Origin of the sequence: Streptococcus sp. 477 (genome assembly GCF_013277295.1) — a bacterium.
GTDB classification, from domain to species: domain Bacteria; phylum Bacillota; class Bacilli; order Lactobacillales; family Streptococcaceae; genus Streptococcus; species Streptococcus pseudopneumoniae.
Map to the genome: position 1 here is coordinate 27,858 of NZ_VMMQ01000067.1, position 19,682 is coordinate 47,539.

A 19,682-nucleotide genomic window follows, 5' to 3' on the forward strand; every position below is an offset into this window, starting at 1 on the left:
GCAGTTTTCACTTATGTTTGAAATTTTTAAATCCTATCAGTTTAATAAAGAAAAAGCTCATGCCTATGGTTTTGCAAAAAATGGGGGAGTCTGGACCTATAGTTGCCAGATTTTGCAGGGTGACTTTGTCATGACTGTGTCCATCACTGCTGATAATGTGAGTTTTCAAGTCTTTGATCAGGAAACGGGCGACCTCTATCCTCAAGTTCATATGGAAAGTTTTAAAGGAAGTTTTGTTGCAAGTGTCCGTGAGACTTGTCTGGAGATTCTTTACCAGATTCGGAAGGCTTGTTTTGATGTGCAGGATTTTATCTGTCCTCAGACTAAGCGTATCATGAATCAGGTTCAGGAAAAATATGGTAATCAGTTGGAATATCTGTGGGAGAAATCTCCTGATACGGCAGTGTTAAGACATGAAGGAAATCAAAAGTGGTATGCCGTCTTGATGAAAATCTCTTGGGATAAGCTGGAAAAGGGTAGAGAAGGTTTAGTCGAAGCAGTCAATCTCAAACATGATCAAGTAGTGGACCTGCTTTCACAAAAGGGCATTTATCCAGCTTTTCATATGAACAAACGTTACTGGATTAGTGTGGCTTTTGATGATACGTTGTCAGATGAAATGGTACTGGAATTGATAGAAAAAAGTTGGAACTTAACCTCTAAAAAATGAAACATTTCAAGGATTTTCAAGAACTTTCAATTAGCTAAATATTCTCTACTGAAGAAATTTTCAGAAAATATTTGATTTTTTCTTGACAAGTGCTTTTGCCTATGCTAAAATACTTAACAAGATATCAAACGAAGGAGAAAGTCAAACATGAAAACAGCTAAGTTTAATCAATTTGCTTTGTTGTTGAGGTACTCGGGCTAGTGCAAAAAGCATTAGTCCTGTTTGGCTTACCAAGCGGGAGTAAATCAACATCTCGCTTGGGTTTCTGAGCGAGATGTTTTTTTTAAAATCACATTTGGAAAAGGGGAAATCTTATGCGAACAGTTGAATTTCTAGATACCAGCCTTCGGGATGGAGAGCAGACACCCGGTGTTAACTTTTCAATCAAAGAAAAAATTGCCATAGCAAGGCAGCTTGAGAAATGGGGTATTTCAGCCATTGAAGCTGGTTTTCCGGCGGCGAGTCCTGATTCATTCACAGCAGTGCAGGAGATTGCTAAGGCCTTGAAGAAAACGGCGGTAACTGGTCTGGCCCGCTCTGTCAAGTCTGATATTGATGCTTGTTACGAGGCCCTAAAGGACGCCAAGTATCCACAAGTTCACGTCTTTATCGCTACCAGTCCCATTCATCGTAAGTATAAGCTCAATAAGAGCAAGGAAGAGATTTTGGAAGCTATTAAGGAGCATGTTTCTTATGCCCGTTCTAAGTTTGAAGTGGTCGAATTCTCTCCTGAGGATGCGACTAGAACAGAGTTGGATTTCCTCTTACAAGTTGTTCAAACAGCGGTTGATGCAGGGGCGTCTTATATCAATATCCCTGATACGGTTGGATTTACCACGCCAGAGGAGTACGGTGCTATCTTCAAATACTTGATTGAGAATGTCAAGACGGATCGTCAGATTATCTATTCGCCTCACTGCCACGATGACCTTGGAATGGCAGTGGCAAATAGCCTTGCTGCCGTCAAGAATGGGGCAGGACGTGTTGAAGGAACCATCAATGGTATTGGTGAGAGAGCTGGAAATGCTGCTTTGGAAGAAGTAGCAGTAGCCCTCAATATTCGCCAAGATTACTACCAAGCAGAAACCAGTATTGTCCTAAATGAGACCATCAATACGTCAGAAATGGTTTCTCGCTTCTCAGGTATCCCAGTTCCTAAAAACAAGGCCGTCGTTGGTGGTAATGCCTTTTCTCACGAATCTGGTATTCACCAAGACGGAGTCCTTAAAAATCCTCTTACCTATGAAATCATCACCCCTGAATTAGTCGGTGTTAAGAGTAATAGCCTCCCACTTGGAAAATTGTCTGGTCGCCATGCCTTTGTCGAGAAACTGAGAGAATTGGCCCTAGATTTTACAGAAGAGGATATCAAACCACTCTTTGCTAAGTTCAAGGCGCTAGCAGACAAGAAGCAAGAAATCACAGATGCAGATATTCGTGCGCTGGTAGCTGGAACTATGGTTGAAAATCCAGAAGGCTTCCACTTTGATGATTTACAACTGCAAACCCATGCAGATAATGACATTGAAGCACTCGTTAGTCTGGCTAATATGGATGGTGAGAAGGTCGAATTTAATGCAACAGGGCAAGGTTCCGTTGAAGCGATTTTTAACGCTATCGACAAATTCTTTAACCAATCCGTCTGCTTGGTGTCCTATACCATTGATGCTGTGACAGATGGAATTGATGCCCAGGCTCGGGTCTTGGTCACTGTTGAAAACAGAGATACAGAAACCATCTTTAACGCAGCAGGCCTTGATTTCGATGTGTTGAAGGCTTCAGCTATTGCCTATATAAACGCTAATACCTTTGTTCAAAAAGAGAATGCTGGTGAGATGGGACCTAGCGTTTCCTATCGCGATATGCCTAGTGTGTAAAGGAGAAGGCTATGACAAAGAAAATAGTAGCTTTAGCAGGGGACGGAATTGGCCCAGAAATCATGGAGGCTGGTTTAGAGGTCCTGGAGGCTCTAGCTAAAAAAACAGGCTTTGTCTATGAAATAGACAAACGACCTTTTGGAGGTGCAGGTATTGATGCTGCAGGGCATCCCTTACCTGATGAAACCCTCAAGGTATGTCGTGAAGCAGATGCCATTCTCCTAGCGGCTATCGGTAGTCCCCAGTATGATAGTGAAACGGTTCGGCCTGAACAAGGCTTGCTAGCTCTCCGTAAGGAACTCAATCTTTACGCTAATATTCGCCCTGTAAAAATCTTTGACAGTCTCAAGCATTTGTCACCACTAAAATCAGAACGAATTGCTGGGGTGGACTTTGTCGTTGTGCGGGAGTTGACAGGCGGGATTTACTTTGGGGATCATATCCTTGAAGAAAGAAAAGCGCGTGATATCAACGACTATAGCTATGAGGAAGTGGAGCAGATTATTCGCAAAGCCTTTGAAATTGCAAGAAATCGCAGAAAAATCGTTACTAGTATCGATAAGCAAAATGTGTTGGCGACCTCAAAACTCTGGCGGAAAGTATCTGAGAAGGTCTCACAGAATTTCCCAGATGTAACCTTGGAACACCAGTTAGTGGACTCAGCTGCCATGCTCATGATTACCAATCCTGCCAAGTTTGATGTCATCGTGACAGAAAATCTTTTCGGAGATATTCTCTCGGATGAATCAAGCGTTCTATCTGGCACACTTGGGGTTATGCCATCAGCCAGTCATTCTGAAAATGGACCAAGTCTCTATGAACCTATTCACGGTTCAGCACCTGATATTGCTGGTCAAGGAATTGCCAATCCTATCTCCATGATTTTATCAGTGGCCATGATGCTGAGAGACAGTTTTGGACGTTATGAGGATGCAGAGCGTATCGAGCGTGCTGTTGAGGCAAGTTTGGCAGCTGGTGTTTTAACAAGAGATATAGGGGGACAGGCTTCGACCAAGGAAATGACGGAAGCTATTATTGCAAGGTTATGAAGTTAGACGAAAAAATTACTCTAGTCCTTTTGATTTGGAATGTCATGGTTTTCTTGATTTATGGTATTGACAAATCTAAGGCAAGGAGAAGAGCTTGGCGCATTCCAGAGAAAATCTTACTCATTTTAGCCCTTTCTTGTGGTGGTTTTGGTGCTTGGTTAGCAGGAATCACTTTTCACCATAAGACTCGAAAATGGTACTTTAAAACAGTTTGGTTTCTTGGGATGGTGACTACACTAGTAGCCTTATATGTTATTTGGAGGTAATGGATGGCAGGAAAATCGATTTTTGATAAATTATGGGACCGTCATGTCATCACAGGAGAAGAGGGGCAGCCCCAACTCATGTATGTGGACCAGCACTATATCCACGAGGTGACCAGTCCTCAAGCCTTTCAAGGTTTGCGAGATGCAGGTCGCAGATTGAGACGACCAGACTTGACATTTGGAACCTTTGATCACAATGTCCCGACGGTCAATATCTACGATATTCGAGATGTGATTTCTAAGGCACAAATTGATAAGCTGGCTGAAAATGTTGAGGAGTTTGGGATTGAACATGCTGCCCACGGTTCTGAAAAACAAGGGATCGTACACATGGTTGGTCCAGAAACAGGACGAACCCAACCAGGGAAATTCATAGTCTGTGGGGATAGCCATACAGCAACCCACGGGGCTTTCGGAGCGATCGCCTTTGGAATTGGAACCAGTGAGGTCGAACATGTCTTTGCTACCCAGACCCTCTGGCAGGTCAAACCCAAGAAAATGCTGGTGGAATTTACAGGTGTTCCTCAAAAAGGAGTTTATTCCAAGGATTACATTTTAGCCTTGATTGCCAAGTACGGCGTTGCTTGCGGTGTCGGCTACGTTGTGGAATATCGTGGACAAGCGATTGATGCACTGAGCATGGAAGAGCGAATGACCATCTGCAATATGTCCATCGAGTTTGGATCTAAGATGGGAATCATGAATCCGGATCAAACCACCTATGATTATCTCAAGGGACGGGAGTGTGTTCCAGAGGACTTTGAAGAGGCTGTGGCTGATTGGAAAACAATTGTCAGTGATGAGGATGCTGTTTACGATAAGGTTATCCAGATGGATGTCTCAGACTTGGCTCCCATGGTGACCTGGGGGACCAATCCTGCTATGGGTGTTGACTTTGACAGTAGCTTCCCAGAAATTAAGGACATGAATGATGAGCGAGCCTACAACTACATGGACTTGGAACCAGGTCAAAAGCCAGCGGATATTGAACTAGGCTATATCTTTATCGGTTCTTGTACCAATGCTCGTCTCAGTGACTTGCAACTGGCTGCGCGATTTGTCAAAGGAAAGAAAATTGCTCCCAACTTAACGGCTATCGTGGTTCCAGGCTCTCGTCCTGTCAAACGAGCGGCTGAGAAGTTGGGCTTGGACAAGGTCTTTCTAGATGCTGGTTTTGAGTGGAGAGACCCAGGTTGCTCTATGTGCCTAGGGATGAATCCTGATAAGGTTCCAGATGGCGTTCACTGCGCCTCAACAAGCAACCGCAACTTTGAAGACAGACAGGGGTTTGGTGCTAAGACCCACCTCTGCAGTCCAGCCATGGCAGCAGCAGCAGCTATTGCAGGGCGCTTTGTAGATGTTCGGCAAATGCCAGAGGCCCAGTAAGGAGAGGATATGGAGAAATTCACAGTTTATACAGGAACGACCGTTCCTCTTATGAATGATAACATCGACACCGACCAAATCCTACCCAAGCAGTTTCTCAAGTTAATTGATAAAAAAGGCTTTGGTAAGTACCTTATGTATGCTTGGCGTTATCTGGATGATCTCTATACTGAGGACCCAGACTTTGTCTTTAACCGACCTGAATATCGCAAAGCCAGTATTCTCATTTCAGGGGATAACTTCGGCGCAGGGTCTTCGAGGGAACACGCTGCTTGGGCTCTAGCGGACTATGGTTTTAAGGTCGTGATTGCGGGGTCTTTCGGTGATATTCATTACAATAATGAACTCAATAATGGTATGTTGCCTATTGTTCAGCCCAGAGAGGTTAGAGAGAAACTAGCTCAGCTACAACCAAGTGACCAGGTAACTGTGGACTTGGAACAACAAAAAATCATCTCACCAGTTGGAGAATTCACGTTTGAAATTGATAGCGAATGGAAACACAAACTCTTAAATGGTTTGGATGATATTGGTATTACCTTGCAGTATGAAGATTTGATTGCTGCTTATGAAAAACAACGACCAGCCTACTGGCAGGATTAGAAGAAAAATAGAAAAGGAAATAGAACTATGACAAAACACATTCAATGGAAGGGAACACTTTCACAAGAAGGCTATGATATTTTAAAAGGTGAGGGTGGATGTATCGTTTGCCCTACTAAAGTTGGTTACATCATCATGACTAGTGACAAGGCAGGTCTTGAACGTAAGTTTGAAGCTAAAGAACGTAACCGTAACAAACCAGGTGTTGTTCTCTGCGGTAGCATGGACGAGCTTCGCGCTTTAGCACAACTCAACCCAGAAATTGAAGCCTTCTACCAAAAACATTGGGATGAAGATATTCTTCTTGGTTGTATCCTTCCTTGGAAACCAGAAGCCTTTGAGAAACTCAAAGCTTATGGGGATGGTCGTGAAGAGCTTATGACTGACGTGCGTGGTACTAGCTGTTTTGTTATCAAATTTGGAAAAGCTGGTGAACAATTGGCTGCCAAACTTTGGGAAGAAGGCAAAATGGTTTACGCTTCATCTGCAAACCCATCTGGAAAAGGAAACCGTGGTAAGGTAGAAGGTATCGGAGAACGTATCGAAGGAGCAGTAGACCTTGTCATCGAAGCAGACGACTATGTGGCATCCATCCAACCTGACAAAACGATTGAAACTCGCTACGAGCAAGGTGTGATGGTGTCTATGGTCGATAAAGATGGCAAACTCATCCCAGAACAAGGGGGAGCACGATCAACTTCACCAGCTCCAGTTGTAATCCGTAAAGGGCTTGACATTGATAAGATTATGATGCACCTGTCAGATACCTTTAACTCATGGGATTACCGTCAGGGCGAGTATTATTAGGATAAAAAAGAAGTCTAGTGTTAAGAGGGAATACTCCACTCTACACTAGGCTTTTTCTTTAGAAATTCTTTTCTTTTTCTATAGGATATGATATGCTAGAGATGAGCTATATATTAATAGAACTTACTTGTGAAAGTAAATTAAAGGAGTATTCAAATGAACAGTAAACAAAATAATTACTTTTTTGTTGGTACAAGATTTGGTGATGATGATTATCTTGAATATTTCAGGAAAGAAGGAAAGTGGGAATTAGGATGGCATAACAACGAGGAAAATAAACAGTATCAAAAAATGTTAAAGTTGTTTAATAAAATTAAACCAGGTGACGTTTTATTTGCTAAATCCACATATGTCAAAAAGAAGAATTTACCTTTTGTAAAGAAAGATGATTTAAAGGTTTCTGTGATGAAAATTCGTGGAATGGCGACTGTTAAAGAGGTTTTAGATGATGGGCATACCATTATTGTTGATTGGAAAAAAGAGTATATAGAGAGGGAGTGGTTTTTCTTTACGGGGCAAGAAACAATATGGTTTCCATCAGATATTAAGTATCGAACTAAAGAGACTAACCAGTTAATAAAATTTGCTGCAAGTGATGAAATCATAATTCAAGACTATGACTATTTTTTGAATCATCCTAATTGGAAAAAGTATAAAAAATTAGAAAGTGAAACTATGTTAAGGAATGATTTTTTATTTAATTATAGTGGTATATTAAGAAAATCCAAAAACCTCATCCTCCGTGGTGCACCGGGGACGGGAAAAACTTATCTTGCTAAAGAAATTGCTAAAGAGTTAACGGAAGGTCATGAGGAGCAAATCGGCTTTGTACAGTTTCATCCATCTTATGATTATACGGATTTTGTAGAAGGTTTAAGACCAGTATCAAATGGGGATGGAGCTATTGAGTTTAGGCTACAGGACGGTATTTTTAAAGATTTTTGTCAGAAAGCAAAAGAAACCCAATTGATTGGAGGACAAGATAATTTTGATGAGGCTTGGGATTCTTACTTAGAATATATAAATGTTGCTGAAGAAAAAGAATATATAACAAAAACATCTTACTTATCTGTTAATAGTAGACAAAATTTGTCAGTAAATTATGATAGTGGTGTTCCAGGATGGTCACTACCTAGCAAATATGTTTACGAGTTGTATAAAGATAAAAATTATAATAAGCAAGAATACTACAAAAGTGGTGGAAAAACTGTCCTAGAAACATTGAGAAAGAGATTTGGTTTGAAAGACTATGTTTCCCCAATAGAAATTGATACTGATAAGAAATTCGTCTTCATCATCGATGAAATCAATCGTGGGGAGATTTCTAAGATTTTTGGCGAACTCTTTTTCTCTATCGACCCTGACTATCGTGGTGAAAAAGGAAGTGTTTCTACCCAATATGCAAATCTACACGAAACTGATGAAAAGTTCTATATCCCCGAAAATGTTTACATCATCGGAACTATGAATGATATTGATCGTTCAGTGGATACCTTTGATTTTGCTATGCGTCGTCGTTTTCGTTTTGTTGAAGTTACTGCCGAGGGTCAAGTTGGCATGTTGGATAAAGAGCTGAATATCCATGCAGAAGAAGCAAAAATTCGTCTAAGAAACTTGAACGCTGCTATCGAAAATGTTCAGGAATTAAACAGTCATTATCATATTGGACCAAGTTATTTTCTTAAGTTGAAGGATGTAGATTTTGACTATGAATTACTCTGGTCTGATTATATTAAGCCTCTCCTAGAAGACTACTTGCGAGGTTATTATGATGAGGTTGAAACTTTGGAAACTTTGAAAAAAGCATTTGAACTGACAAATAATGAGCAAAAAGATCAGGCAGTAGCTGATGACAATGAAGGCGATGAAAACGATGATGCGGATTACTGATAATCAACACAAGATTATTAAAGAAAAATTTGTTGAAGAATATCCTAAACTAAGCAATCTTCTTTTAGACAGAACCTTGGAAAGTCTATCCCAAGATGAACGTATTTTCATTTTTCCAAATGATTTGACTCATACTCCTGATTTGGATAAGGACCAAAAGATTTTTGAAACAGTCAATCAGAAAATCAAGACAGGGAACGTGATTGGTTTTCTTGGATATGGTCAGGAAAGATTAACGATTTCCTCACGATTTTCTGATGAGAGTAATGACCATTTTTTGCATTATCTCTTAAACAAGGTTCTTCATATCAATCTCACTAGTTTAGATGTTGCTTTGTCTCGTGAAGAGAGGCTTTATCAACTTTTGATGTATCTCTTCCCCAAGTATCTACAAGCTGCTATTCGAAAAGGTCTTTATAAGGAATACCAGAGATTTTCTCATAACGACAGTCATGTTAAGGGAGTGATTGATGTAAGAAACCATCTCAAGAAAAATCTTCCTTTCACGGGAAATATTGCCTACACAACGAGAGAGTTCACCTATGATAATCCCCTCATGCAGTTGGTCCGTCACACTATTGAATACATTAAGAATCAGAAAAGCATTGGTCAAGGGGTACTAGATAATCTCTCAACTAGTCGTGAAAACGTATCTGAAATCGTGCGTGTAACGCCCTCTTATAAACTAGCTGATCGTGCTAAGATTATTCGGGGAAATCAATCTAAACCTATACGTCATGCATACTTTCACGAGTACAGAAAGTTACAAGAACTTTGTCTGATGATCCTAAACCAAGAAAAGCACGGTTTAGGGTATCAAGATCAAAAAATCTATGGTATTCTCTTTGATGTTGCCTGGCTTTGGGAAGAGTATGTTTACACCTTGTTGCCAAAAGGTTTCATCCATCCACGAAATAAAGATAAGACGGACGGAATTTCAGTATTTTCTAGTCGAGAACGAAAAGTTTATCCAGATTTCTATAATAGAGATTTAAAAATTATGTTAGACGCTAAATATAAAAAGCTTGAAGATACTGAAAAAGGAATTAACCGTGAGGACTTGTTCCAGTTGATTTCCTATTCTTATATTTTAAAAGCTGAGAAGGCTGGTCTTGTTTTTCCGAGCAAGGACAAGGTTGTTGATAATGAGATAGGAAAGCTAGCAGGTTATGGAGCTTTGTTGAAGAAATGGTCTATCCAAATTCCTCAGAAGTCTTCATCTTATCGTGAATTTTGTGAAATGCTGGAAAACTCCGAAGAAATATTTAAAAGTAATATTACTAAAGAACTGGGGAGATAATAATCTCTCCTTTCTTTTGTTATTTACACAATAAAAACCGAACGATATATTTTAATTTATAAAATAATTTGACAAAAACCTTACTTTGTTTTATAATTGATTAAGGAAACGTCGGAAAAGGCGTAGTGATGCGAGAGCATAGGTAGGTCATTACAAAAGAAACGAGACATCGATATGTTAAATGAATTTCCCATTTTTGATTACGAAGATATTCAATTGATTCCAAATAAATGTGTGATTAAAAGCCGTGCAGAAGCGGATACAAGTGTCACTTTAGGAAATCACACCTTTAAACTACCTGTTGTGCCAGCTAATATGCAGACGATTTTGGATGAAAATGTAGCAGAGCAACTGGCTAAAGGTGGTTACTTCTACATTATGCACCGTTTTGATGAGGCAGGACGCATTCCTTTTATTAAACGAATGCATGAGCAAGGGCTTATTGCCTCTATCTCTGTCGGTGTTAAGGACTATGAGTATGATTTTGTTAGCCAGCTCAAGGCTGATGCTCCTGAGTACATCACGATTGATATTGCCCATGGTCATGCGGATAGCGTGATTTCTATGATTCAACACATCAAGAAAGAATTACCAGATACTTTTGTTATTGCAGGAAATGTGGGAACACCAGAAGCTGTGCGTGAATTGGAAAATGCTGGTGCGGATGCCACTAAGGTCGGAATTGGTCCTGGTAAGGTTTGTATCACCAAGGTCAAGACAGGTTTTGGTACAGGTGGTTGGCAGTTGGCTGCTCTCCGTTGGTGTGCCAAGGCTGCCCGTAAACCGATTATCGCTGATGGAGGAATTCGTACTCACGGCGATATTGCCAAGTCTATCCGCTTCGGTGCTAACATGGTCATGATTGGTTCCCTCTTTGCAGGACACATCGAAAGTCCAGGGAAAACGATTGAAGTCGATGGTGAACAATTCAAAGAATACTATGGTTCAGCTTCCCAATACCAAAAAGGTGCTTACAAAAATGTGGAGGGCAAACGCATCTTGCTTCCTGCCAAAGGTCATCTGCAAGATACTTTAACGGAGATGGAACAAGACCTTCAAAGTGCCATTTCATACGCAGGTGGACGTCAGGTTGCTGACCTTAAACACGTTGATTATGTTATCGTGAAAAACTCTATCTGGAATGGGGATGCTTCCCACTAAGACGGGCCATCTGACCAGAAAAAAACTTGTTATTAGAGCAAATTTTTGTTATAATAAAACAAGTTTCCACCCTTAGTGTAATGGATATCACGTAAGATTCCGGTTCTTGAGATGGGGGTTCGATTCCCTCAGGGTGGATGTAAACATCCTAAAAAGCCTTTAATAGGGCTTTTTTCTTTATCCTGACCCAAATTTGCCGCTAAAACTGAGAATCTCTGTCTAAAGAATTCCCAAATGCTTTCCAGTCCCGTTTTAGAGTGACTCAGGGGGCTTTTTTTGATATAATAAAAAGGACTATTATCAGTTAGAAAGAGGTTGGTATGAAAGAATTACAAACTGTACTAAAGAATCATTTTGCAATCGAATTTGCAGACAAAAATTTACTGGAAACTGCCTTTACTCATACGAGTTATGCCAATGAGCACCGCCTCTTAAAAATTTCACACAATGAACGCTTGGAATTTTTAGGAGACGCTGTTCTACAGTTATTGATTTCAGAATATCTATATAAAAAATATCCTAAAAAGCCTGAAGGTGACCTATCAAAACTCCGTGCTATGATTGTCCGTGAGGAGAGTTTAGCTGGTTTTGCGCGTGATTGCCAGTTTGACCAGTTTATCAAGTTGGGTAAAGGGGAAGAAAAATCTGGTGGTCGTAATCGTGACACCATTCTTGGTGATGCTTTTGAAGCCTTTCTTGGTGCCCTTCTTTTGGATAAGGATGTGGCCAAGGTCAAGGAATTTATCTATCAAGTCATGATTCCTAAGGTTGAAGCAGGCGAATTTGAGATGATTACAGACTATAAAACCCATCTCCAAGAGTTACTTCAGGTCAATGGTGATGTGGCTATTCGTTATCAGGTGATTTCTGAAACAGGGCCTGCTCACGATAAGGTCTTTGATGTAGAAGTTCTTGTTGAAGGTAAGAGCATCGGTCAAGGCCAAGGTCGTTCTAAGAAATTAGCAGAGCAGGAAGCTGCCAAAAATGCCGTTGAGAAGGGGCTGGATTCATGTATTTAAAGGAAATCGAAATTCAGGGGTTCAAGTCTTTTGCTGATAAGACCAAGGTCGTTTTTGACCAAGGTGTGACGGCAGTTGTTGGACCCAATGGATCTGGAAAGTCCAATATTACAGAAAGTCTGCGTTGGGCCTTGGGGGAGTCAAGTGTCAAGAGTCTCCGTGGGGGCAAGATGCCGGATGTCATCTTTGCTGGGACCGAAAGTCGCAAACCGCTCAATTATGCTTCTGTAGTTGTGACTCTGGATAATCATGACGGATTTATCAAGGATGCAGGCCAAGAAATCAGGGTAGAACGTCATATCTATCGTAGTGGAGATAGCGAATACAAGATTGACGGCAAGAAAGTCCGTCTGCGTGATATTCATGATCTTTTCTTGGATACTGGATTGGGACGAGATTCCTTCTCTATCATTTCCCAAGGGAAGGTTGAGGAAATTTTCAACTCCAAGCCTGAAGAACGCAGAGCTATTTTTGAAGAGGCTGCTGGAGTTTTGAAATACAAAACTCGTAGAAAAGAGACTGAGAGCAAATTGCAACAAACTCAGGATAATCTAGACCGCTTAGAGGACATTATCTATGAGTTGGATAATCAAATCAAGCCTCTTGAGAAGCAAGCAGAAAATGCTCGTAAGTTTTTAGATTTGGAAGGTCAACGCAAGGCTATTTACTTGGATGTCCTTGTTGCTCAAATCAAGGAAAATAAGTCTGAACTAGAGTCGACAGAAGAAGAGTTGGTACAGGTTCAGGAACTCTTGACAAGCTATTACCAAAAGCGTGAAAAATTAGAAGAAGAAAATCAAACTCTTAAAAAGCAACGCCAAGATTTACAGGCTGAAATGGCTAAAGACCAAGGCAGTTTGATGGATTTGACCAGTCTGATTAGTGATTTAGAGAGAAAATTAGCCCTATCGAAATTAGAATCTGAGCAAGTAGCCCTCAATCAACAGGAAGCACAAGCTCGTTTGGCTGCTTTGGAGGATAAGAGAAATTTACTCAGCCAAGAAAAATCTGATAAAGAAAGCTCTTTAGCTCTGTTAGAGGAAAATCTAGTCCAAAATAATCAAAAACTCAATCGTTTAGAAGCTGAATTGCTAGCTTTTTCAGATGATCCTGATCAAATGATTGAGCTCTTACGCGAACGCTTTGTAGCTCTTTTACAAGAAGAAGCGGATGTCTCAAACCAACTGACCCGCATCGAGAATGAGTTGGAAAATAGTCGTCAGCTTTCTCAAAAACAAGCAGATCAATTACAAAAACTCAAAGAACAGCTGGCTACAGCTAAAGAGAAGGCTAGTCAGCAAAAGGCGGAGCTTGAAACTGCTAAGGAGCAGGTTCAAAAATTATTGGCTGACTATCAAGCTATTGCCAAGGAGCAAGAGGAGCAGAAATCTTCCTATCAAGCTCAACAAAGTCAACTATTTGACCGTCTGGATAATCTCAAAAACAAGCAGGCCAGAGCTCAAAGTTTGGAAAATATCCTTAGAAATCACAGTAACTTTTATGCAGGTGTTAAGACTGTTCTCCAAGAAAAAGTCCGCCTTGGTGGTATTATTGGTGCTGTTAGTGAGCACCTGACCTTTGATGTGCATTATCAAACTGCCTTGGAAATTGCGCTTGGAGCAAGCAGTCAGCACATCATTGTAGAAGATGAGAACGCGGCGACTAAGGCGATTGATTTCCTCAAACGAAACAGAGCAGGTCGTGCAACCTTCCTTCCTTTGACAACGATCAAGGCGCGTACGATTTCTAGTCAGAACCAAGGTGCTATCGCTGCAAGTCTGGGATTTCTGGGCATGGCAGATGAGTTGGTGACATTCGATACTAGACTGGAAGCTATTTTCAAGAATTTGCTAGCTACGACGGCTATCTTTGATACCGTAGAACATGCGCGTGCAGCAGCGCGCCAGGTTCGTTATCAGGTGCGCATGGTGACACTAGATGGGACAGAGCTTCGTACAGGTGGTTCCTATGCGGGTGGTGCCAATCGCCAAAATAACAGTATTTTTATCAAGCCAGAACTGGAGCAATTACAAAAAGAAATTGTTGAAGAAGAAGCAAGTTTGCGTTCAGAAGAAGCGACTTTGAAGTCCTTGCAAGATGAGATGGCTAGATTGACCGAATCATTAGAAGCCATCAAATCTCAAGGGGAGCAGACTCGTATTCAGGAGCAAGGCTTGTCCCTCGCCTATCAGCAAATCAGTCAGCAAGTTGAAGAGTTAGAAACTCTTTGGAAACTCCAAGAAGAGGAATTAGATCGTCTTTCTGACGGAGATTGGCAAGCAGATAAGGAAAAATGCCAAGAGCGCCTTGCTACAATCGCCAGTGATAAGCAAAATCTGGAAGCTGAGATTGAAGAAATTAAGTCTAATAAAAACGCCATCCAAGAACGCTATCAAAACTTGCAGGAAGAGCTAGCGCAAGCTCGCCTGCTTAAGACAGAACTGCAAGGGCAAAAACGTTATGAAGTGGCTGATATTGACCGTCTAGGCAAGGAATTGGATAATCTGAATATCGAACAAGAGGAAATCCAGCGCCTTCTTCAAGAAAAGGTTGATAATCTGGAGAAGGTTGATACAGAATTGCTCAGTCAACAGGCCGAAGAAGCCAAAATGCAGAAAACAAACCTCCAACAAGGTTTGATTCGTAAGCAGTTTGAATTAGATGATATTGAAGGTCAACTGGATGATATTGCTAGTCATTTGGATCAGGCTCGCCAGCAGAATGAGGAATGGATTCGCAAGCAAACACGTGCTGAAGCCGAAAAAGAAAAGGTCAGCGAGCGTTTGCGTCATCTACAAAGCCAATTAACAGACCAGTACCAGATTAGCTATACAGAAGCTATCGAAAAGGCACATGAGTTGGAAAATCTCAATCTGACAGAGCAAGAGGTTAAGGATTTAGAGAAGGCTATTCGCTCGCTGGGTCCTGTCAACTTGGAAGCTATTGACCAGTATGAAGAAGTTCACAATCGTCTGGATTTCCTCAATAGCCAGCGAGATGACATTTTGTCAGCGAAAAATCTGCTTCTTGAGACTATCACAGAGATGAATGATGAGGTTAAGGAACGCTTTAAATCAACCTTTGAGGCTATTCGTGAGTCCTTTAAAGTGACCTTCAAGCAGATGTTTGGCGGAGGTCAGGCTGACCTGATTTTGACTGAAGGAGACTTGCTGACAGCTGGGGTTGAGATTTCAGTCCAACCACCAGGAAAGAAAATCCAGTCGCTTAATCTCATGAGTGGTGGGGAAAAAGCCTTATCAGCTCTTGCCTTGCTCTTCTCCATTATCCGTGTCAAGACCATTCCATTTGTTATCTTGGATGAGGTGGAAGCTGCGCTGGACGAAGCTAATGTTAAACGCTTTGGAGATTACCTCAATCGATTTGACAAGGATAGCCAGTTTATAGTTGTGACCCACCGTAAGGGAACCATGGCAGCGGCTGATTCTATCTATGGAGTGACCATGCAAGAATCAGGTGTCTCAAAAATTGTTTCGGTTAAGTTAAAAGATTTAGAAAGTATTGAAGGATGACAATTAAACTAGTAGCAACAGAAATCGGAATAAGTAAATTGATACAATAGCATATAAAGAAAGCCTTGAAATTTAGCTGATTTCAGGGCTTTTTAACTGTCTATTGCTATTAGGGTAAAATCATTAGAGATGTTGTGAGTTTATGGAGACACCCTTGATTTGTAAAATGTTAAATAGTAGAGAATCATTTCATCTATTCTTTGTTTACCAGTTTATCGAAATGGCTAGTATAGTGTAATTTTAACTTGTCTTCTCCTAAAATATCAAGCACTTGTATGGCCTGTTTCATTTTTTCAATTCCGCTATCTGAATGACGCTTAAATTCAAAGTAACCAGTTGCATAGAGAAAAACTGTCTGTTCATAAAAGTTTAATTCATTATCTAATAATGCTTTTATTTCGGTGATTAGATAAGTACAGTTTGAAAATTCTTCCTTATCTACGCTCAGAATTAGACAATTGATGGCCAATTGAGTGACAATTCGCTTATTTGTTTTATTCAATGAAGAGTAGATGTAATTGTTCATCATTTCCTTTGTTAATAGGAAGTAGGAGTTGTAGTTTATTGTTCGTACACAGTTACCTAATAAAGTGATTTCATAGTAACCCCATTTTTCAACTTTAAAGAGATAATCTGTCAATTGAAGTAATTCTTTATTTGATGGAATAATGCTGGAATCCATTGTATGTAGAATGGATTTTATCATTGTTTTCTCGAAAGAATTTAAAGTGTAATGTGATGAGTCAGAAAGTAGAGCAGCTATATTTTTGATGTTATATGATGAATATTGCTTACGAATATATTGAACCAAATTAGCGAATAATTCAGCATTAGTATAATCTTCATTATGTAAAACAAGAAACTCATCTAAAGTAATGTGTAATTTGTCTAAAATATTGATAAGTCGAATACAAGATATCTCTGATTCCCCACGTTCGAATCTAGATATTTGAGATTTTGAAAGATGTTCATCTGCTACAGAGCATAGACTAATTTGTTTTCCTTTACGAACTTTTCTAAGTGTGATGCCAAGTTTTGATTTCATAATTTCCCATTTTCCCAACAAAAATTAAATCCGTTTTTATTTATTGTACAATAAATAAAAACGGAAAGGAAGTCTAATTATGAAAAAAATTTCGAAAATTTTGCCGATTGTAATTTTGGTGATGGATATTATCATAATTGTTGGTGGGTAAAATGCTTAGGTGTACACCTAAGTCTTTAGAGTATCTAAAGACTTAAGATTTTATAGATACATAGTATAAAATACGGTATTTATAATTTGGGAGGCTTTAATTGAAAAAACAGAATTTATTTAAAATATCAAATAATGTACAAGAGTATTCGAATGCTTTTAATACTATGGGTTTAAATTTTCAAGGAGAAATTCCTATTTTTGTTGACCACAAAAGAGAAGATTTACTTCATAATATCAAGCGAATTAACAATGAATATTCCGAATGCTATAAAACAACGCCAATTTACCAATGCGATGCAGGGATCACTCTATCTTCTGATTTAGAGTTTTATAAAAACTGTAGGTTATTTTGTAAGAAGTGGGTGACCTCTTTAAATGAGATGATAAACATAGAAAATCTGGTAGTAATAGGACTATATAAAGATTTTTCACAATATAAAATTTTGACTATATTAGAATATTGTAAGAAAAATAATATTGAACTGTACATACTGACAGGAAGAGATCTATCTTCATTGTCTTGGATGATAGGAAAGCAGTTTTACTCAAAAAGTGAAAAAGAAGTACGAAAAGCAGTCTTTTCGCATAAAAAGTTAAATGAATTTAGTGAAACAAAAAACAAATGGGATATTTTTGATATAAAAAGGCTTGAAAATGAAAATATAAAAAATCTTTTGGAAGAAAAATCTTGGTCAGAATTAGTTTTTCATGGACATGGAAAAGAAGATCATCTAAATTTAGCTGATTTCACTTTGCATGGTTTTAATAAATTAATTCCTCAACAAGAAAAATTTGCTCCTTCTTGGGGCCATCAAGGGCAATCTTTTTTTAAGGATGAGAGTAAAGCAATACGTATTAGCTCTATAAATGTTGAAACATTATTTTTATTATCTTGTAGTAATTTTCCGTTTAATGATTGTAGATTGTATGATTCTAGATTCAACTTAACATTAGATGCTATCGATGGAATAGCAAGAAATATTGTTGCTTCTATTGCTGTTCAATCGATTGATAATCCAGAGATATATGAAATTTTTTCAGATTCAAATTTGACAAATATTGGAACCAAACTTCATAATAAATTAAATGATGTACAGCCGTTTGTTTCAATTGTTAATATTGGACTCCCAAATACTAGAAAAGTAGATCAATCACTTGAAAATATAAATGGGATTGTCCGATTAACCCAAAGTAGCAAAATGATTTTATCGCGACTTGCTTCATATGTTTCGTCTGGGTTATTAAGTAGTGAACATGAGGTAAAAAAGTTATCTAATAATGTTTTAGCAGATTACATGCAAATGACACGCAGAGGTACCTATGGAGTGACAGAAGAAAAATATTTAAATTTTGAACAAAATTTAATAAATAGAGTAAATCCTATTTCTAAAAAGATAGCTGAAATAATGATTCAGAACCAAAATGACGAGCTTTTCGAATTTGATCGATATAATATTTTTAGGTCTATAATTGATGAAAGTAGTATTTTCAAAAAAATATGTTGTTGTGGAAGTTCGGGTGTTGGTTGCAACTATATTCCAGAAACTAACAATTTATTCAATATTAATTCTTTCTATTGTTATAGGTGCGGTGATAAAAATACTTCAATGACAGGCATGCCAGAAGTAGATTTTATGTGTGATAATTATGATAGAGAAAGATTAAGAATAAAATATAAGATTGTTATTACTCCACAACATAGAGGAGATGTTTACTTAGGAGTACAGCTACCAACATATGTAGAAAAGTCATCAAATACCTCACCAGAGTTGAAAAGAATACGTTTTAAAAATATTGGAACTAAAGTAGTTGAAGGAGAGATCTGTTTTAACGAGGATACTTTACTTCAAAGCTATTATCTTAAGCTATTTATTATTCAGAATGGGGGAATAGCTATTAGTAGATGTTTCTTCAATTTAATAAATAATTGTGAGGGAAAGTTTGAAAAAATATAAATGTAATATATTTATTATTTACTCTAATTTTGAGTAATTGAAACACGAGGAGTATTCCTTCACCAAATTTGAGAAAGGCCTATTTCTTTTTATAAACAAGTCGCTTATCTAATAATAAATTTACTAATTATAATCTTAAGAAATCGTAAAGCAATACAAGATATCAGATATTTATCTGTAAATCTATTAATTAGCATTCTAGTCTTATCTTCATTATAAAATCAGTATTTTGAGATGTACAAGACAAGCTTCCTAGTTTTCTATTTGATTTTTTTAGTATTATGGTCACAGTTGGTTGTACCTAATAGGATGAACTACAGTTATAATGATGGATTTTTTCAAATGTATTGGCTGAAGCACTCACTTAATCGCCTCGTCGCGATTTGTAATAGTGATATGTTTTCACGTTTTATATTATAGTTTTAAACAAAGAGCACAATACTTTTTAACTCAGTGTTGTGCATTGAATGAAACGAAAGAAAGGAATGAATAACAATGGATATTTTTTTAGGTACACCAATCACAGGAATAATTAATCCGAACTTGAAAAGTCCGTTAGAAACTGCGACAAAGTCCAGAATTAAGGGGATTATTTCTGATTTGAGATCGTATGGTCATAATGTGTTTTGTGCTCTAGAGGAAGAAGAATTTGGCAAAAAGATTGCAGATTCTTTAGAATGTACCCTTAGAGATTATTCGATACTGAAACAAAGTAATGTATATATTACTTTTCCAAATAATAGTTATGGATGTGCTGTGGAACTTGGTTGGGCTTCAGCGCACTCTATTCCTATTGTCTTAGGAATTAACAAAAGAATCGGTTCAAAAACACCATTGTATGAAGGTTTACACACAACAGGTACTCAGGTTCATGTTATTTATTATGATTCTGAAGATGAGTTTCCAGATAAACTTGAATGGTTAAAAATATTAAAGTACATAGAAAAGCATATATTTATTAGGTGATTGTT

At 38.6% G+C, this 19,682-nt stretch carries 16 protein-coding genes and 1 tRNA gene; 16 read left to right on the forward strand and 1 reads right to left on the reverse strand.

From position 1 onward, the window contains the following. Positions 1 to 13: 13 nt before the first annotated feature. The 13 genes from HT691_RS07900 (at position 14) to smc (ending at position 15,558) form a co-directional block, all read left to right on the forward strand. Positions 14 to 670, forward strand: coding sequence for an MmcQ/YjbR family DNA-binding protein (locus HT691_RS07900; RefSeq protein ID WP_138706190.1), 657 nt, complete (start codon positions 14 to 16; stop codon positions 668 to 670). 314 nt (positions 671 to 984) lie between these two features. After that, complete coding sequence (locus HT691_RS07905; protein WP_172925324.1) at positions 985 to 2,547, forward strand: 2-isopropylmalate synthase; 1,563 nt, start codon at positions 985 to 987, stop codon at positions 2,545 to 2,547. An 11-nt stretch (positions 2,548 to 2,558) separates the two neighbouring features. Beyond that, complete coding sequence (gene leuB, locus HT691_RS07910; protein WP_023933058.1) at positions 2,559 to 3,596, forward strand: 3-isopropylmalate dehydrogenase; 1,038 nt, start codon at positions 2,559 to 2,561, stop codon at positions 3,594 to 3,596. Continuing rightward, entirely contained in the window at positions 3,593 to 3,862 is a 270-nt protein-coding gene (locus tag HT691_RS07915; RefSeq protein ID WP_050208156.1) for a DUF1294 domain-containing protein, read from the forward strand. The genes leuB and HT691_RS07915 overlap by 4 nt, the downstream gene beginning before the upstream one ends. Positions 3,863 to 3,865: 3 nt before the next feature. After that, positions 3,866 to 5,248: a 3-isopropylmalate dehydratase large subunit gene (gene leuC / locus HT691_RS07920; protein WP_050208154.1), complete on the forward strand. Its 1,383-nt coding sequence runs from the start codon at positions 3,866 to 3,868 to the stop codon at positions 5,246 to 5,248. 9 nt (positions 5,249 to 5,257) lie between these two features. Further along, positions 5,258 to 5,851: a 3-isopropylmalate dehydratase small subunit gene (gene leuD / locus HT691_RS07925; RefSeq protein WP_023933062.1), complete on the forward strand. Its 594-nt coding sequence runs from the start codon at positions 5,258 to 5,260 to the stop codon at positions 5,849 to 5,851. A 27-nt stretch (positions 5,852 to 5,878) separates the two neighbouring features. After that, positions 5,879 to 6,658 carry a Sua5/YciO/YrdC/YwlC family protein gene (locus tag HT691_RS07930; RefSeq protein ID WP_000160496.1) on the forward strand — a complete coding sequence of 260 codons (780 nt, stop codon included), beginning with the start codon at positions 5,879 to 5,881 and terminating at the stop codon, positions 6,656 to 6,658. Between the two features lie 156 nt (positions 6,659 to 6,814). Continuing rightward, positions 6,815 to 8,548 carry an McrB family protein gene (locus HT691_RS07935; protein WP_023938603.1) on the forward strand — a complete coding sequence of 578 codons (1,734 nt, stop codon included), beginning with the start codon at positions 6,815 to 6,817 and terminating at the stop codon, positions 8,546 to 8,548. Further along, on the forward strand, positions 8,535 to 9,848 hold the full coding sequence (locus tag HT691_RS07940; protein WP_031243442.1) for an McrC family protein: 1,314 nt from the start codon (positions 8,535 to 8,537) through the stop codon (positions 9,846 to 9,848). The genes HT691_RS07935 and HT691_RS07940 overlap by 14 nt, the downstream gene beginning before the upstream one ends. Before the next feature lie 174 nt (positions 9,849 to 10,022). After that, entirely contained in the window at positions 10,023 to 11,009 is a 987-nt protein-coding gene (locus HT691_RS07945) for a GMP reductase (RefSeq protein ID WP_023933066.1), read from the forward strand. Between the two features lie 66 nt (positions 11,010 to 11,075). Beyond that, positions 11,076 to 11,147: transfer RNA gene (locus tag HT691_RS07950), tRNA-Arg, on the forward strand. Between the two features lie 182 nt (positions 11,148 to 11,329). Further along, positions 11,330 to 12,028 (forward strand): ribonuclease III, encoded by a 699-nt coding sequence (rnc, locus tag HT691_RS07955; RefSeq protein WP_000661487.1) that lies wholly within the window; start codon positions 11,330 to 11,332, stop codon positions 12,026 to 12,028. Continuing rightward, positions 12,019 to 15,558: a chromosome segregation protein SMC gene (gene smc, locus HT691_RS07960; RefSeq protein ID WP_023933069.1), complete on the forward strand. Its 3,540-nt coding sequence runs from the start codon at positions 12,019 to 12,021 to the stop codon at positions 15,556 to 15,558. Before rnc ends, smc begins: the two co-directional genes overlap by 10 nt. Positions 15,559 to 15,751: 193 nt before the next feature. On the opposite strand, the gene HT691_RS07965 is transcribed toward smc, so the two are convergent. Continuing rightward, positions 15,752 to 16,603 carry an Rgg/GadR/MutR family transcriptional regulator gene (locus HT691_RS07965; protein WP_023933071.1) on the reverse strand — a complete coding sequence of 284 codons (852 nt, stop codon included), beginning with the start codon at positions 16,601 to 16,603 and terminating at the stop codon, positions 15,752 to 15,754. Positions 16,604 to 16,682: 79 nt separating this feature from the next. On the opposite strand from HT691_RS07965, the gene HT691_RS07970 reads away from it, so the two are divergent. The 3 genes from HT691_RS07970 (at position 16,683) to HT691_RS07980 (ending at position 19,677) form a co-directional block, all read left to right on the forward strand. Further along, a complete protein-coding gene (locus tag HT691_RS07970; RefSeq protein ID WP_142246351.1) occupies positions 16,683 to 16,754 on the forward strand; it encodes an SHP2/SHP3 family peptide pheromone in 72 nt (23 codons plus the stop codon). 100 nt (positions 16,755 to 16,854) lie between these two features. Beyond that, positions 16,855 to 18,711 (forward strand): hypothetical protein, encoded by a 1,857-nt coding sequence (locus tag HT691_RS07975; RefSeq protein WP_000744515.1) that lies wholly within the window; start codon positions 16,855 to 16,857, stop codon positions 18,709 to 18,711. Between the two features lie 495 nt (positions 18,712 to 19,206). Further along, positions 19,207 to 19,677 (forward strand): hypothetical protein, encoded by a 471-nt coding sequence (locus tag HT691_RS07980; RefSeq protein WP_000350878.1) that lies wholly within the window; start codon positions 19,207 to 19,209, stop codon positions 19,675 to 19,677. Positions 19,678 to 19,682 lie beyond the last annotated feature (5 nt).

Coding starts and splice junctions, on each gene's coding strand:
- HT691_RS07965 (WP_023933071.1), bottom strand. CDS start 16,603: ATGAAATCAAAACTTGGCATCACACTTAGAAAAGTTCGTAAAGGAAAA.
- HT691_RS07980 (WP_000350878.1), top strand. CDS start 19,207: ATGGATATTTTTTTAGGTACACCAATCACAGGAATAATTAATCCGAAC.
- HT691_RS07940 (WP_031243442.1), top strand. CDS start 8,535: ATGCGGATTACTGATAATCAACACAAGATTATTAAAGAAAAATTTGTT.
- HT691_RS07945 (WP_023933066.1), top strand. CDS start 10,023: ATGTTAAATGAATTTCCCATTTTTGATTACGAAGATATTCAATTGATT.
- smc (WP_023933069.1), top strand. CDS start 12,019: ATGTATTTAAAGGAAATCGAAATTCAGGGGTTCAAGTCTTTTGCTGAT.
- HT691_RS07915 (WP_050208156.1), top strand. CDS start 3,593: ATGAAGTTAGACGAAAAAATTACTCTAGTCCTTTTGATTTGGAATGTC.
- HT691_RS07905 (WP_172925324.1), top strand. CDS start 985: ATGCGAACAGTTGAATTTCTAGATACCAGCCTTCGGGATGGAGAGCAG.
- leuD (WP_023933062.1), top strand. CDS start 5,258: ATGGAGAAATTCACAGTTTATACAGGAACGACCGTTCCTCTTATGAAT.
- leuC (WP_050208154.1), top strand. CDS start 3,866: ATGGCAGGAAAATCGATTTTTGATAAATTATGGGACCGTCATGTCATC.
- HT691_RS07900 (WP_138706190.1), top strand. CDS start 14: ATGTTTGAAATTTTTAAATCCTATCAGTTTAATAAAGAAAAAGCTCAT.
- rnc (WP_000661487.1), top strand. CDS start 11,330: ATGAAAGAATTACAAACTGTACTAAAGAATCATTTTGCAATCGAATTT.
- leuB (WP_023933058.1), top strand. CDS start 2,559: ATGACAAAGAAAATAGTAGCTTTAGCAGGGGACGGAATTGGCCCAGAA.
- HT691_RS07935 (WP_023938603.1), top strand. CDS start 6,815: ATGAACAGTAAACAAAATAATTACTTTTTTGTTGGTACAAGATTTGGT.
- HT691_RS07930 (WP_000160496.1), top strand. CDS start 5,879: ATGACAAAACACATTCAATGGAAGGGAACACTTTCACAAGAAGGCTAT.